General features: G+C 71.9%; 11 protein-coding genes. 7 read left to right on the plus strand and 4 right to left on the minus strand.

Annotated elements, in window-relative coordinates; all coding sequences use genetic code 11:
• Positions 1-8: 8 nt before the first annotated feature.
• From AB0B64_RS07360 to AB0B64_RS07375, 4 genes are all read right to left on the minus strand, one after another.
• Entirely contained in the window at positions 9-2,330 is a 2,322-nt protein-coding gene (locus AB0B64_RS07360) for a protein kinase (RefSeq protein WP_358175401.1), read from the minus strand.
• Between the two features lie 226 nt (positions 2,331-2,556).
• Positions 2,557-3,939: a DUF1116 domain-containing protein gene (locus tag AB0B64_RS07365; protein ID WP_358175404.1), complete on the minus strand. Its 1,383-nt coding sequence runs from the start codon at positions 3,937-3,939 to the stop codon at positions 2,557-2,559.
• A complete protein-coding gene (locus AB0B64_RS07370) occupies positions 3,936-5,285 on the minus strand; it encodes an FdrA family protein (RefSeq protein ID WP_358175407.1) in 1,350 nt (449 codons plus the stop codon). The genes AB0B64_RS07365 and AB0B64_RS07370 overlap by 4 nt, the downstream gene beginning before the upstream one ends.
• Positions 5,282-6,211, minus strand: coding sequence for a DUF2877 domain-containing protein (locus AB0B64_RS07375; protein WP_358175410.1), 930 nt, complete (start codon positions 6,209-6,211; stop codon positions 5,282-5,284). The genes AB0B64_RS07370 and AB0B64_RS07375 overlap by 4 nt, the downstream gene beginning before the upstream one ends.
• Before the next feature lie 131 nt (positions 6,212-6,342).
• Between AB0B64_RS07375 and AB0B64_RS07380 the strand changes: the two genes are divergently transcribed.
• From AB0B64_RS07380 to AB0B64_RS07410, 7 genes are all read left to right on the plus strand, one after another.
• Positions 6,343-7,983 carry a PucR family transcriptional regulator ligand-binding domain-containing protein gene (locus tag AB0B64_RS07380; RefSeq protein WP_357941134.1) on the plus strand — a complete coding sequence of 547 codons (1,641 nt, stop codon included), beginning with the start codon at positions 6,343-6,345 and terminating at the stop codon, positions 7,981-7,983.
• Between the two features lie 11 nt (positions 7,984-7,994).
• Positions 7,995-8,198: an RNA-binding S4 domain-containing protein gene (locus tag AB0B64_RS07385; RefSeq protein ID WP_357941136.1), complete on the plus strand. Its 204-nt coding sequence runs from the start codon at positions 7,995-7,997 to the stop codon at positions 8,196-8,198.
• A 277-nt stretch (positions 8,199-8,475) separates the two neighbouring features.
• Complete coding sequence (locus AB0B64_RS07390) at positions 8,476-9,840, plus strand: solute carrier family 23 protein (protein WP_357941138.1); 1,365 nt, start codon at positions 8,476-8,478, stop codon at positions 9,838-9,840.
• Complete coding sequence (locus tag AB0B64_RS07395; RefSeq protein ID WP_357941140.1) at positions 9,837-10,760, plus strand: FAD binding domain-containing protein; 924 nt, start codon at positions 9,837-9,839, stop codon at positions 10,758-10,760. Before AB0B64_RS07390 ends, AB0B64_RS07395 begins: the two co-directional genes overlap by 4 nt.
• An 11-nt stretch (positions 10,761-10,771) precedes the next feature.
• Positions 10,772-11,254 carry a (2Fe-2S)-binding protein gene (locus AB0B64_RS07400; protein WP_357941142.1) on the plus strand — a complete coding sequence of 161 codons (483 nt, stop codon included), beginning with the start codon at positions 10,772-10,774 and terminating at the stop codon, positions 11,252-11,254.
• 2 nt (positions 11,255-11,256) lie between these two features.
• Positions 11,257-13,635 (plus strand): aerobic carbon-monoxide dehydrogenase large subunit, encoded by a 2,379-nt coding sequence (gene cutA, locus AB0B64_RS07405; RefSeq protein ID WP_357941143.1) that lies wholly within the window; start codon positions 11,257-11,259, stop codon positions 13,633-13,635.
• Positions 13,636-13,733: 98 nt separating this feature from the next.
• The gene (locus AB0B64_RS07410; RefSeq protein ID WP_358175413.1) at positions 13,734-14,786 is read left to right on the plus strand and encodes a leucine-rich repeat domain-containing protein; all 1,053 of its coding nucleotides are present in this window, start codon (positions 13,734-13,736) and stop codon (positions 14,784-14,786) included.
• Positions 14,787-14,897: the final 111 nt, after the last annotated feature.

Here is a 14,897-nt window from a genome sequence, read left to right on the forward strand (position 1 = left end):
TCAGGTGGTCACGTCTGGCGGAAGGTGTCGAAGAAGACCTTGCGGGTTTCGGCCTGGTCGTCCCACTTGAGTTCGGGCATGTTGAAGGTGATCTTGTACGCGTTGGTGTCGTCGATCGTGACGAAACGGGTCAGCGCGTGCATGGGGACGCCGTTGGCCAGGGTGTAGGTGTACTCCCAGTCGGCGGCCTTCCAGTCGCGATACCGCGTCGCCTGGAGCTGTACCTGGATGTAGCCGTCGACGCGACCGGCCGCCTCCTCGCGGGTCAGTTCCGACAGGCCTCCGTCCTGCTGCGGGGTCGTCTGCTCGATGCGGGTCGTCATGCCGGAGTCCTTGGGCCCGGTGAAGGTGGCGTCGCCGCCTGACGCGGTCAGCTTCCAGCCGTCGGGGACGGCGGCGGAGAAGCCGGGCGGGGTCTGCTCGCTGAAGCCCTTGGGCACGGTCGCCGTCAGGGGATCGGCGGCGGGTGGCGACGACACCTCCTGGGTGATCGCCACGCTCGGCACCGGCGCGGGTGCGCTGCCCGTGCGGACGTACAGGACGACGGCCACGATCACGCCGATGGTGGCGATGCCCGTGACGATCAGGCGCGGGGTGGGGCGGCCGTCGCGGAGCCAGCCGCCCTCATCGTCGTCCTCGTGCCTGCGCCTGCTCTTGGTCAGGCGCTCCGAGGTGGCGCTGGGCAGCTTGGTGAGACGGTCGTGGGTCAGGTCGCGCGACAGGTCGATGGCCTGGTCGCGCAGGTGGTCCGGCGAGGCCAGCGGCCAGGGGGCGGCGGCGCGGCTGTCACTGGTCAGGGGCAGGATCGGCTGCGGGCCCGACGGGCTCGGGGAGTCCGCACGCGATTCCGGGATCCGGCGCGGCCCCGAAGGGCTCCCGAACGCCCCGCTGTCAGAGGCCCGATGGGATCCCGACGGCCCGCCGAACGACGGCGGCGCGCCGAGCGGCCCGCTGGGCGGGAAGCCCGGCGACGACGGCGGCCCGCCGGAAGGAAAACCTGGCGACGACGGCGGTCCACTCGCTGGAAAGCCCGGCGACGACGGCGGCCTGTCCAGCGGGGAGCCCGGCGAGGACACGGGCCCGGACGGAAAGCTGCCGGACGGAAAGCTGCCCGACGGGAAGCTGCCCGACGGGAAGCTCCCCGGCAGAGGACGCACCAAGGACGGTCCGGCCGGATCGCTCAGCGACGGGTGCGGCCCCGTCGGCGGGCGCTCCCCGGCCTCCGGTATCCGGTGCGACCCCGACTGGCTGGTGAACGCCTCGAACCCGTCCGCCCGAGGCAGCGAGGGCAGCGCGTCCGTGCGGTGGCTGCCCGACGGGCTCGACATCCCCTCGTAGGGCATGGAGTAGCCGCCCGACGGGCTGTTCAGCGGGTCGTACGGCACGCGCACCGGCCCCGAGGGCGTCTCCACGATCCGCGACGGCATCGGCCCGGACAGCGAGTCGAACGGCGGCAGCAACCCGGCGGGCGTCGAGTCCGCCTCCGTGGGCAGGGACCGCGAGGTCTCGGCGGGTCGCGGGCGGGTCGAGCCGTGGGCGTGCAGGATCCGCTCCAGCAGATCGCCGACCTGCTCGGCGGTGAGACGTTCGGCCGGGTTCTTGCGCAGCAGGCCCTCGATCACCGGCGCCAGCGCGCCGGCCCGCTGCGGCGTGACGGGGTCCTGTGTGAGGACCGCGCCCAGCACCGCGATCGGGTCCGGCCCTTCGTACGGCGGGCGTCCCTCCACAGCCGCGTACATCGTCGCCCCGAACGACCACAGGTCGGCCGCCTGGGTGATCGACTGCCCGGACAGCCGCTCCGGCGGGATGTAGGCGGGCGAGCCCATGAGCAGCCCGGTCTGCGTGATCGTGACGTCGCCCTCGATCGCGGCGATGCCGAAGTCGGTCAGCACCACACGGTCGGAGGTGAGCAGGACGTTGCCCGGCTTGATGTCACGGTGCAGGATCCCGGCCGCGTGCGCGTGCCGGACCGCGTCGAGCACCCGGATGCCGATCTCGGCGGCCTGGATCACCGGGAGGGGTCCGCTCTGGCGGACCGCCTGCTCCAGGGACCACGCCCGGACCAGCTCCATGACGATCCACGGCCGGCCGTCTTCCTCGACCACGTCGTGCACGGTCACGATGCCGGGGTGCGTCAGCCGCGCGGCGGACCGGGCCTCGCGCAGCATGCGCCGGTGGGCCACCTGCTTGCCCGCCTGGTCGAGCCCGTACGGCAGGATCAGCTCCTTGACCGCCACGTCGCGGGCGAGCAGCACGTCATGCGCGTGCCACACCATCCCCATGCCGCCCCGGCCGACCGGTGACATCAACCGGTAGCGCCTGCCGATCAAACGACCCTGGCTCTGTGAAGCGTTTCCCTCCGCACCGGGTCCGCTGAGCAAGCGGTCGGCTGCCATGTTCCCGCCCCAATCTCCAGCCTCATCGGTCACAAGCGTCGCGCCGCCATACGTCAAGATTATGAGCGTTGGCCACGATATAGGCAGGTCATTCCCAAGGGAACCACAACTCGGCTCTTACAAATGCCTTGACGTGTCGCAATATCGCCCATCAATTGGATCAATTACGGTCGGCGGCCAGGGCGAGCAATGCGGCGGTGAATGCCTCTACCGGGGGCTTCACCAGGCCCGCACCGACCTGGCCGGTGCCCGCCACGCGGCCCGCGATACCGGTGTTGACGACGGGCAACACGCCGGTCCTGGCCACCAGAGTGATGTCGATGCCGACCGGTGTGCCGCGGAAGCCGAGTCCCGGGATCTGGTAGGCGGGATGCTCGGCGAGCGTGATCTCGTACATGGACCGGGTCGCCGCCACCGCGTCCGCCACCTCGCCGCCGACGAAGCGCACGATGGCCGGGGACGCCGCCATCGCGAACCCGCCCAGGCCCGACGTCTCGGTGATCGTGGAGTCGCCGATGTCCGGGTTGGCGTCCGCCGGGCCGTACGCGCCGAGGTAGAGCCCGTCCGGCACGCCCGCCGGCCCGGTGAACCACCGATCGCCCAGCCCCGAGACCTGTACTCCGAAATCGGTGCCGTTGCGGGCCATGGCGACGACCATCGAGGAGCCGGGTACGTTCCTGGCCGCGTCGGTGCTCACCTTGCCCGCGGCCATGGCGGCGTTCAGGAAGAAGTGGTCGTTGCCGTTGACGAAGCGCAGCACCTCGGCGGCGCTGCCGGCCGCCGCCTCGACCACCCAGGGGGCCAGCTCGCGCAGGAACAGCGAGGTGGCGGCGCGGTTGCGGTTGTGCAGCTCGTCGCCCATCTGCAGCGCCTGCGCGATCATCGCGCGCAGGTCGATCGGGCCGCCCAGCTCGATCGCGGCCGACAGGACGGGTCCGAGCACCCGGTCCATCCACTGCAGCCGCTCCAGCACCTCGGGTCCGTACGCGCCGTAACGCAGCACCTTGCCCAGGCCCTCGTTGAGCGAGCAGTAGGCCGTGCCGCCGTGCTCGGCGTCGCGTACCTCCAGCATCCACATAGACGGGCTCACCACGCCCGCCATCGGGCCGACCGTGGCGTGCCGATGGCAGGGCTCCAGGAGTACCCGGCCGGCGGCCAGCAGCTCCTCGGCCGACGGCACGTCATGGGCGTACTCCTCGAGCAGCATCGCGCCGATCAGCGCCCCGCGCATCGGGCCCGACGCGCGCTCCCAGTCGATGGGCGGCCCCGCGTGCAGGAACATCCGCTCCGGCAGGTCGAGCACCTCCGAGGCCCGCCGTACCCCGACGAGCTGGGGGCGGGCCGAGGTCAGGCGGCCGACGGCCCGTTCGTTGGCCGCGGGCAGGCGCGGGTCGGCGAGCACCTTCGCGAGCGCGTCCGCGGTGCCGGGCAGGGGCGGCCGCCACGCGACGGCGGTCGTGGGCACGGCCTGCGCGTCGAGCGACTCCTGAAGGAGGGCGGCGCCGACGGTGATCACGTGGGGCGGACCGGAGAGCAGAGTCAAAGGAGGTTCCTGGCGTGCCGGGCGGCTTGGGCGTTGGAGGTGAAGACGGTGGCGCCCGCCTCGCGGAACGCCGCGGCCTGCCGGTGCAGGCCCTGGGGGTCGCCCTCGGTGCCGATGAGCGCGACGACGACGGTGGCTCCATGGTGGGTGGCGTGGGCGACGGCCGAGGCGAGGGAGGCGGCCGGGTCGGGGTCGGCGCCGTGCCCGAGTACGACGTCCATGAGGATCACATCGCCCGGCTCCACCTGGGCCAGGGCCTCCAGACGGAGCGTCGGGTCGATCATCGGATGGGCGCGGCCCCTGGTGTAGGCGTCGTCGCCGTAGTCGGTGAACTCGCCCGCCCCGGCGATCAGGCTCGCCTCGGCGCACAGCGTGCCGCCCGAGTAGACGCCCTTGAGTTTCGTGTACGCCGACGTGGGCGACCAGCCGGGCCACGACTCCCAGGCGGGAACGGGCCGGCCGAGGGCGCGCAGCGCCTCCTCCGCGGCCGCCGTCAGATCGCGCTCCCCGAGCAGCGCCGACACGACCGGCGTGCCCAGCCTCTCCACCACCTCCTGTACGGCCCGCGCCACCGCCGGGTCGGGCCGCTTGGAGACCAGCACGATCAGCTCGGTGGCCGGGTCGTCGTCCAGCATGCGCAGCGCCCGCATCGCCGACAGCCCGCCCACCTCGGCCGAAAGGTCCCTGCCGCCCACGCCGAGCACATGGCTGACCCCGGCGCCCGCCTGGTCGAGCAGGGACGTCACCTGCTGGGCGCCGGTGCCGGAGGCCGCGACGACGCCGATCGGGCCCGGCCTGAGCACGTTGGCGAACCCCAGCCCCACCCCGGCGATCACGGCGGTGCCGCAGTCGGGGCCCATGACCAGCACGTCACGCTCCTCGGCCAGCAGCTTGAGCCGCCGCTCCCGGGCGACCGGCACGCCGTCGCTGAAGATCATCACGGGTAGTCCCGCGTGGATCGCGTCGAGCGCCTCGGCGAACGCGTGCTCTCCCGGAACCGACACGAGCACCAGGTCGGCCGGGCTTCTGGCCGCCGAGAGGGTGGTGAGCGGGGGTTGGTCGGCGGCCGCCCGGGTCCGGGAGGCGGACAGCCGGGCCAGGGCGTGGTCGAGCTCGCCGGTGGCGGTGTCCACACTGTCGCCGCGCAGGGCGACGAGCAGGTCGCCCGGGTCGGCGGCGGGCAGGTCGAAGCCCAGGTCGCGAGCCAGGGCGAGGTTCAGTTCCGTGGCCATGGCGACGATGGCCACCCGCATGCCGGGCAGGTCCGACAGCGAGCGGCTGACGCGCATGAGGGTGACGGAGTCGTGGTAGACGCCCTTGCGCAGCAGCACCGCGTCGCGGGTCATCCGGTCACGCTCAAGGCGCGGGCCGGGGTCGGGGCCTCCGTCATGGCCGGGACATGGGGCGGGCTTTGGGGCGGGCTCGGGGCCTCCGCCATGGCCAGGACGGTGTCGAGACCGATGGAGATGCCCTGGAGCAGGTCGGATCCGGAGGTGTGGCCGAGCCGCCGCAGCTGCCGCCGCGCCGGTTCGAGCTCCTGCCGCCCGGCGATGCCGCGCAGCACGGCGATCACCTCGGGGCTGGCCTCGCCTCTGGCCGCGCAGTGCAGGAGTGTCGCCGAGATCGGCGTCGTACGGGTGCGGGCGTCGTACGTCACGGTCGCGGCCAGCCAGTCCGCCAGCCACACCGCCCGCTCCGCCTCGGCCGCCGCGCCGAGGTGCCTGAGCGTCACCAGCAGCCCGGCCAGCACGTCGTCCCCGCTCGGCGTCAGCCCCGGACCGAGGCCGACCAGCCGTTCGGCCGCCGTGACCGCGCCCAGCAACCGGCCGCTCGCGCAGCCGGCCGCCAGGAGCTCGATGGCGTCGTTGCCCGCCAATCCGGGCTCGCCGGGGGTCAGGCGAGGGGCGGCCTGCCTGAGCCGTTCGGGATCGACCCGGCCGAGCGGCGGCGCGGGATCCCACCAGCGGCGCGCCCGTACGCTCAGCCGCCCCAGCTCGATGGCGCCGTCGCCCACGGCGGCCTCGTCACCCACGGTGACGCGCGGCAGCTCGGCGGCCAGCAGCACGGAGTTGGGCAGCCGCGTCGCCGCGCCCGTGATGACGGCCAGCACGGACGGCTCCAGCTCGGTCCTGACCTCCAGGTACACCCCGGCGGGGAAGACGGCCAGCACCCGCGCGGGGCTGCGCGGCGCCGCCAGCACAGGGCGTACCGCCGCGCTGGCCGCTCCTGTCACAGGGGTACGCGGGCGCCTCGCATGAATACCGACGGTCACCGAACCTCCCTACCGGCTCTGGACCTGACCGTAGAACGTGCCGCACAACCGTCCGTACGGAGAAATTTGCCAAGAGTCAGCGTGAAGGTTGGCTCTTCCTGACAGACCGCTTCTGGGGTCACAATCTCCACATGGAGCCCCCAGTCCGTCTCGCGAGCACGGGCACGATCACCCACGGCGTCTCGGTGGGGGAGGTGCTGGGCGTATCGACCCTCGCGGACGCCCGCCTCATCGCCGGCGAGAGCGGGCTGGGCCGCATCGTGCAGCGCCTCAACGTCATGGAGGTGCCCGACATCCTGGCCTGGGTCAAGCCGCACGAGCTGCTGCTGACCACCGGCTACCCGCTGCGCAACACCCCCCAGTCGCTCGGCCGCCTGGTGGCCGACCTCGACGAGCGCAAACTGGCGGCCCTGGCGATCAAGCTCGGCAGGTACGTGGACAAGCTGCCCGACGAGATGGTCGAGCAGGCCGACCGGCTCGGGTTCCCGCTCATCCTGCTGCCGAACGACGTCGGCTTCGACGACATCCTGAACCAGGTGCTGACCGACATCCTCAACCGCCAGGCCGCCGTGCTCGCCCGCGCCGAGGAGGCGCACCGGGCGCTGGTCCAGGTGGTGCTGGCCGGCGGCGGGCTGGACGAGGTGACCGCCGAGGTGGCCGCGCTGCTCGACGTGGCGGTGGCGGCGGTTGACGGCGGCGGGCGGGTGCTCGCCACGGCCGGGCCGCCCGACCACGTGACCCTCCTGTGGGAGTCGATCGCGCACGAGGGACCGCCGCTCGTCCCCGCCTCGGGCCGTACTCCGTCCGGCAGGCCCGCTTCCGGTACGGCGGGCCGCACGCGCGCGTTCGCCTCCGTTCCCGTCCTCGCGGGCGGCCACCACCACGGCCGCATCGTCGCCTACAGCCCGGCCGGGACGCTCCGTGACAGCGACGTCGGCATATTGGAGCGCGCCGCGACCGTCGCCGCGCTCGTCGTCACCAGGCAGGAGGCGGTCAACGCCGTCGAGAGCAAGTACCGGGCCGACTTCCTGCGCGACGTGCTCACCGGCCGGGCGGGCACGGCCGAGCGCGTCACGGCGCGGGCCAGGGCGTTCGGCTGGGATCTGGAACGGCCCGTCACCGTGCTGGTCGCCGAACTCGACCCGGACGGCGACGAACGCGCCACCCAGGACCGCCTGGTCGCGTGCTGGGTCGCGGCGATGCGCCGCCACGACCCCCAGGGCGCGGTCGCGGGCTTCTCGCACGAGGTGGTGGCCGTACTGGACGCCACGGTGGACGCCGCCAGGGTGGCCAAGGACGCCGCCTCCTCCTTCGCCGACGTGCCGCCCGCCACGTTCTCGACCGGCACCTCCCGCCCGTCGCCCGGCGCCGACCTGCTGCCCGAGGCGTACTCGCAGGCTTTGAAGGCGGCCCGCGTCGGCCGCCAGCTCCACGGCCCCGGCGCGGTGGCCCACTTCGACCAGCTGGGCGTTTATCGGCTGCTGTCGCTGGTGAACGACACGGAGGAACTGCACGCGTTCGTCCGCGAGACGCTGGGCCCGCTGGCCCTGGACGACGACGCCGAGAACTCCGACCTGCGCAGAACCCTGCAGGTGCTCCTGGAGACCAACCTCAACGTGGCGGAGACGGCCAGGCGGCTGCACTTCCACTACAACACGCTGCGCTACCGCATCGGCAAGCTGGAGCGCCTGCTCGGCAACTTCACCGACGACCCCCACCTGCGCCTCAACCTGACCCTGGCCCTGCACGTGTTGCGCATGCGGGGCATCTAGGCTGAGTGGTCGTGGACTTCGAACTGCGCTCCGACTTCATCCCGCTGTGTGACCTGCTGAAGTACTGCGGGGTCACGGAGACGGGCGGCATGGCCAAACACCTGATCGCCGAGGGGATGGTGTCGGTGGATGGGGAAGTGGAGCTCCGGAAGACGTGCAAGATCCGGACGGGGCAGGTGGTGACGGGGGAGGGGTTCTCGATCCGGGTGCACTGAGGTTTGGCGGGCCTACCTGGCCGCGCTGAAGCGAGCGGGCCCGGTGGTGCCACCTACCACCGGCCGCCGCACTGGAACTGAGCGCTCACCGGAACCACCTGAAGGTAGTGCGCGACCACTCCTCTGGTCAGGAAAGCGAATTTGGCAGATCATGCCCGTGTACGAGCACGCCTGCGGGCCTAATGTGCCCGCAACGGCAGCACGAATCTGGAGCGGGATGCGGAAGGAGCCTGCGGGGCGGCACTGGAAGCGGCAGCCCGGGTGAAGAGGGGCTCACATGGTTTTCGGTTGGACCAAACACGGCGACGGCAAGCATCTGGCTCCCGGAGAGGTCGTCAAGCCCGACGAGCGGCTGACCTGGCCGCGCATGATCGGGTTCGGCGCGCAGCATGTGATCGCGATGTTCGGCGCGACGTTCGTGTTCCCGCTGGTGATGGGGCTGAGCCCCAATGTCGCGATCATGATGTCCGGCGTGGCCACGATCATGTTCCTGCTGATCGTGAAGGGCAAGATCCCCAGCTACCTGGGCACCAGCGCGTCGTTCGTGGGCGGTGTGCTGGCCATCAGGGCGGTGTTCGGCGGTGACACCCCCGGCGCCGATGCCATCGTGACCGGCGCGATCCTCATCGTCGGGTTCGTGCTCGCGCTGGTCGGGCTGGCCGTGCACTTCCTCGGGGTACAGATCATCCACCGGATCTTCCCGCCGATCGTGACCGGCGCGGTGGTCATGCTGATCGGGTTCGGGCTGGCCTACGTGGTGGCGGACGTCTACTGGCCCAAGGATCAGTGGATGGCGCTGATCACGATGCTGGTGACGTTCGTGATCGTGGTGGCGTTCAAGGGCTTCATCGGGCGCATCGGCATCCTGCTCGGCCTGATCGTCGGCTACGCGCTGTCCTGGGTGGCCGACCAGCTGTTCGGCCAGGTCCCGGCCTACACCGACGGCGCGCTCAAGATCGCCCCGCATCTGCGTGTCGACTTCTCCAAGCTGGAGGCGGCGCCATGGTTCGGCCTGCCGCCGTTTCATCTGCCAGACTTCAAGTTCTCGGCCGTGCTGCTCGTGCTGCCCGCGGTGATCGCGCTGATCGCGGAGAACATCGGTCACGTCAAGGCCGTGGGAGAGATGACGCGCACCGACGTCGATCCCTACATCGGCCGCGCCATCGCCGCCGACGGCCTGGCCACCGTGGTGACCAGCGCCGTCGGCGGCTCGCCCACCACCACCTACGCCGAGAACATCGGCGTCATGGCCGCCACCAAGGTCTACTCCACCGCCGCCTACTACATCGCCGCACTCATCGCCATCCTGTTCGGGCTGAGCCCGAAGTTCGGCGCGCTGGTCTCCGCGACTCCGGAAGGCGTTCTGGGCGGCGTGACGGTCATCCTGTACGGCATGATCGGCCTGCTCGGCGCCAAGATCTGGATCGAGAACCGGGTGAACTTCGCCGACCCGGTCAACATGGTCCCCATCGGCGCGGGCATCATCCTGGCGATCGGACCGGTGAAGCAATTGATCAGCGGCGACTTCCGGCTGGAGGGCATCGCGTTCGGCACGATCGTCGTGGTGGGCGGCTACCACCTGCTGCGCGTCATCGCCGGGCGGCCCGCCGACACAGCCGCCGCGGGGAGAGAGGCCGGGTGAAGCCGCCGCCCTTCGAACACCACGCGCCGCGCGACCTCGGCGAGGCCCTGGACGTCCTCGCCCAAGTGGGTCCGCGCGGCAAGGTGCTCGCGGGCGGCCAGAGCCTGATCCCCATGCTCAACATGCGGCTGGCGGCGCCCGAGCACCTGGTCGACATCAACCGCGTCGAGTCGCTGGCCAGCCTCGACCTCGCCGCCGAAGGCGTCACCGTGGGCGCGCTGGCCAGGCACGCCCAGGTGGAGCGGCTGGCCGGACATCCGCTGCTGCGGCAGGCGCTCCGGCTGGTCGCCCACCCGGTGATCCGCAACAGGGGCACGGTGGTGGGCAGCCTGGTGCACGCCGACCCGGCCGCCGAGCTGCCCGCCGTGCTGGCCCTGCTCGGCGGGTCGGTACGGCTGTCCCGGCTGGACGCCGCCGAGGGCGTGGTGAGCCGGGAGGTGACGGCCGCCGACTTCTTCGTCGGGCCGATGGAGTCGGCCGTCCAGCCGGGCGAACTCGCCGTTTCCGCATATTTCCCGATGCCGCCGGAACGGTCGGGTACGGCGTTCCGCGAGGTGGCCAGGAGGCACGGCGACTACGCCCTGGCCGGGGTGTGCGCGCTGGTCACGCTGGACGACGACCTGCGCGTCACCGCCGCCCGGGTGGCCTGCGTCAGCGTCGGCCCCGTGCCGGTGGTCGTGGACGTGGGCGGGCTGTGCGAGCGCCGTCCCCCCTCCAGCGTCGACTGGGCGGGCGTGGCGCGGGCCGTACGGGAGGCGACCGAGCCGGACGACGACATCCACGCGAGCGCCGCGTACCGGCTGCATCTGGTCGGCGTCCTCGCCGAGCAGGCGCTGAAGGACGCCGCCCGTGAGGCGGCGCTCAAGGACGTGGCCCGTGAGGTGGCGGGACCGTGGGGTAGCAGCCCAGCAGGTACGTGAGGGAGGCCGGATTGGAGCGCGAGCGCGAGATCACGCTGGTGGTGAACGGAGCCGCGCGGCGGGTGCGGGTGCCGGGACGGCGGCTGCTGTCCGACTGCCTGCGCCACGACCTCGGGCTGACCGGCACGCACGTGGGGTGCGAGCACGGCGTGTGCGGCTGCTGCACGGTGCTGCTGGACGGCGAGCCGGTGCGCTCGTGCCTGACGTTCGCGGTGACCGTCGACGGCAGCGAGATCACCACGGTGGAGGGGCTGGCCGGGCCGGAGGGGATGTCGGCGGTGCAGCGGGCGTTCGCGGAGTGCCACGGGCTGCAGTGCGGCTTCTGCACACCGGGCTTCCTGTGTACGGTGACCGCGCTGCTGCGTGACAACCCGGCGCCCACCGACGAGGAGGTGGTCGACGGCATCTCCGGCAACCTGTGCCGCTGCACCGGCTACCAGAACATCGTGAAGGCCGTCCACCGGGCGGCGGAGCTGATCGCCGAGGAGACCTAGGGATGACCACCAGGCTGTTCGGGGAGCCGGTCCAGCGCCGGGAGGACCCCAGGCTGCTCACCGGCGGGGGCCGCTACCTCGACGACCTGGGCTCCGGCGCGCTGGCCGCGGCGTTCGTCCGCTCGCCGCACGCCCACGCCCGCGTCCGCGACGTCGACGTGAGCGCCGCGCTCGACGTGGACGGCCTGGTCGCCATCTACACCTGGGAGGACCTGCCCGAGCGCGTGGGCCGTCCCCTGCCCCTGCTGATCCCGCATCCCGCCCTCACTCACGGCCGCACCGCCTACCCCCTGGCCAGGGACGTCGTCCGGCACGTGGGCGAGCCCGTGGTGATGGTCGTGGCCAGGGACCGCTACCTCGCCGAGGACGCCTGCGCGCTCATCGAGGTCGACTACGAGCCGCTCAAGCCGGTCGTGGGCATCGAGGAGGCGGTTCAGGGCGCGCAGCTCGTGCACGAGGACGTACCTGGCAATGTGGGCGCCCATCTGGTGCAGGAGGTGCCGAACCAGGCGGGCCGGAGCGCCCGCGAGGCCATCGAGGCGTCGCCGCACACGCTGAGCTTCCGGCTCGACATCGAGCGCAGCGCCAGCATGCCGCTGGAGGGCCGCGGCGTGTACGCCCGCTGGGACGGCTCCGACCTGCGCGTCTACACCAGCACCCAGACCTCGACCAGCGTCCGCATGGCCGTCGCCGCGGCCCTGGGCCTGCCATTGCCGCACGTCGAGGTGATCGCGCCCGACGTGGGCGGCGGGTTCGGGGTGAAGATCGTGCACCCGTGGCCGGAGGAGATCCTGGTGCCGTGGGCGGCGATGCGGCTCGGCCAGGAGGTCAAGTGGACCGAGGACCGGCGCGAGCACTTCATCTCCTCCGCCCACGAGCGGGGTCAGGTGCAGCACGTCAGGGTCGGTTTCGACGACGACGGGGTGGTTCAAGGGTTGGATGTGACGATCCTGCACGATCACGGCGCCTACACGCCGTACGGGATCATCGTCCCGATCATCACCTCGACGCAGCTGCTCGGGCCGTACCGGATCGGGGCCTACCGGGTCGAGTTCTCCGCCGTTTACACCAACACCGTGCAGGTCACCCCGTACCGGGGGGCGGGGCGGCCGCAGGCCGTGTTCTGCATGGAGCGGACGATGGACAAGATCGCCCGCTACCTGGGCAAGGACCGCACCGAGGTGCGCGCGGCGAACTTCATCCGCCCCGACGAGTTCCCCTACGACCAGGGCCTGATCTTCCAGGACGGACGCCCGCTGATCTACGACAGCGGCGACTACCCCGAGATGCTCCGCATGCTCAAGGAGCTCATCGGCTGGGACGACTTCGAACCCGGCCGGCACCGGGGCATCGGCATCGGCTGCTACGTCGAGGGCACCGGCGTCGGCCCGTACGAGGGCGGCCACGTCCAGATCACCTCCGACGGCCGCGTACACGTCTCCACCGGGCTCACCTCGCAGGGACAGGGCCACGAGACCGTGTTCGCCCAGATCGCCGCCACCGAGCTGGGCGTGCCCATCGAGCGGATCTCGGTCGTCACCGGCGACACGCGCAGGTTCGGGTACGCGGTCGGCACCTTCGCCTCCCGCGCGGCCGTGGTCAGCGGCAACGCCATCGCCCTGGCCTGCCGCAAGGTGCGGGAGAAGGCGCTGCGCATCGCCGCCGACGCGCTGGAGGCCGACCCGGCCGACCTGGAGATCGCCGACGGCCTGGTACACGTTGTGGGCGCCCCGACCGCCTCGATCCCGCTGTCCACGGTCGCGGTCCTGGCCAACCCGCTGCGGTACGCCTTCGACGAGGAGGCGGCCAAGGCGACCCAGTTCTCCGGCGTCTCCTCGCCCGACAAACCGCCGGTGGCCGAGGGCGACGAGCCGGGGCTGGAGGGCCGTGACTACTACTCGCCGATCAGGTCCACGTTCGCGGCCGGGATGCACGCCGCCATCGTCGAGACCGACCCGCTGACCGCCGAGATCAAGGTCCTGCGGTACGCGGTCGTGCACGACTGCGGCCGGCTGATCAACCCGATGATCGTGGAGGGACAGATCCACGGGGGAGTGGCCCAGGGCATCGGTGGCGCCCTGTACGAACGGATGGTGTACGACGGGCACGGGCAGCTGCTCAACGCCTCGTTCATGGACTTCCTCATGCCGTACGTCACGGAGATCCCGCGCATCGAGACCGCCCACCTGGAGACGCCGTCGCCGCTCAACCCGCTCGGCATCAAGGGGGCGGGAGAGGCCGGGGTGATCCCGGTCTCGGCGGTGATCGCGGGGGCGATCGAGGACGCGGAGGGCATCGAGATCGACCGCATGCCGATCTCGCCGTCCGAGCTGTTCGACCTCAGGAACCTCGCCGGACAGGACGCCGAGCCGGGCACTTAGCCGGGCTTCCTGCGGCGTGCTTCCTGCGGCGTGCTTCCGGCGGCGGCGTGCTTCCGGTGGCGGCGTGCTTCCGGTGGCGGCGTGCGAGGATCGGCGCCGTGACGATCCATGACGAACTGCGCGCACCCGGCGCGGGGCTGACCACGTTCCCCAGCTCCGACCCCGCCGAGCTCGGCGAGGTCCGGCTGATCGACCTGGCCTGGAACGAGCTCACCGAGCTCCCCGCATGGCTGGGCGGCCTGACGTCGCTGGCCGAGCTCCGGCTCGACGGCAACCGCCTGCGCTCGCTGCCGGACCTGACGGGACTCACCGCGCTGCGGGCGCTGCACCTCGATGGCAACCTGCTGACCGAGGTGCCCGGCTGCCCGCCGTACCTGGAGACCCTGTACCTGTACGGCAACGCCATCGAGACGCTGCCCGAGCGGCTCGGCGGCGGGCTGCGGCACCTGGCGGCGGGCGGCAACCGGCTGACCGGCGTGCCCGACGCGCTGTGGAAGCTGACCCGGCTCGAATCGCTCAACCTGGCCGAGAACGCACTCACCGAGGTGCCCGCGGCGATCGGCGGGCTGACCGGGCTGCGCATGCTCGATCTCGGGCACAACGACCTCGCCACGATCCCGCCGGAGATCGGCGACCTGGGCCTGACCGACTACCTCTACCTGAGCGACAACCGGTTCACCGAGGTGCCCGCCGCGATCGGCCGGCTCGACCGGCTCGCCTACCTCAACGTGACCGACAACCGGCTGACCGGCCTGCCCGAGGCGCTCGGCCGCATGGCATCGCTGGTCGAGCTGCGGCTGTACAACAACCGGCTGGAGGCGCTGCCCGGCTCCATCGGCGGGCTGGGCCGGCTGCGCGAGCTGCATCTGCAGGGCAACCGGCTGGCCGCGCTGCCCGACTCGATCGGCGAGCTCGGTGAGCTGCGCGTGCTCGACCTGCGCAACAACCAGCTGCGGGCGCTGCCCGGCGCGGTGGCCGGGCTGGCCCGGCTCACGCACCTGGATCTGCGTAACAACCGGCTCAGGACGCTGCCCGAGAGCCTTGGCGAGCTGCCCGCGCTGGAGAAGCTCGACCTGCGCTGGAACAAGCTCGACGGCGAGCCCGACGCGCTGCGCCGCCTGGTGGAGCGCGGCTGCGTCGTCCTGCGCTGAGATCGCGGTTCTTCGGCCGGGATTGCGGCTCTCGGGCTGAGGTCTCGGGTGAATCTCGGTTTAATCTCGGCCGGAGTGAACCCCACCTACGGGGGTTGCGTATCTCGGCAC

It is taken from the genome of Nonomuraea sp. NPDC049129 (assembly GCF_040648495.1).
GTDB lineage: Bacteria > Actinomycetota > Actinomycetes > Streptosporangiales > Streptosporangiaceae > Nonomuraea.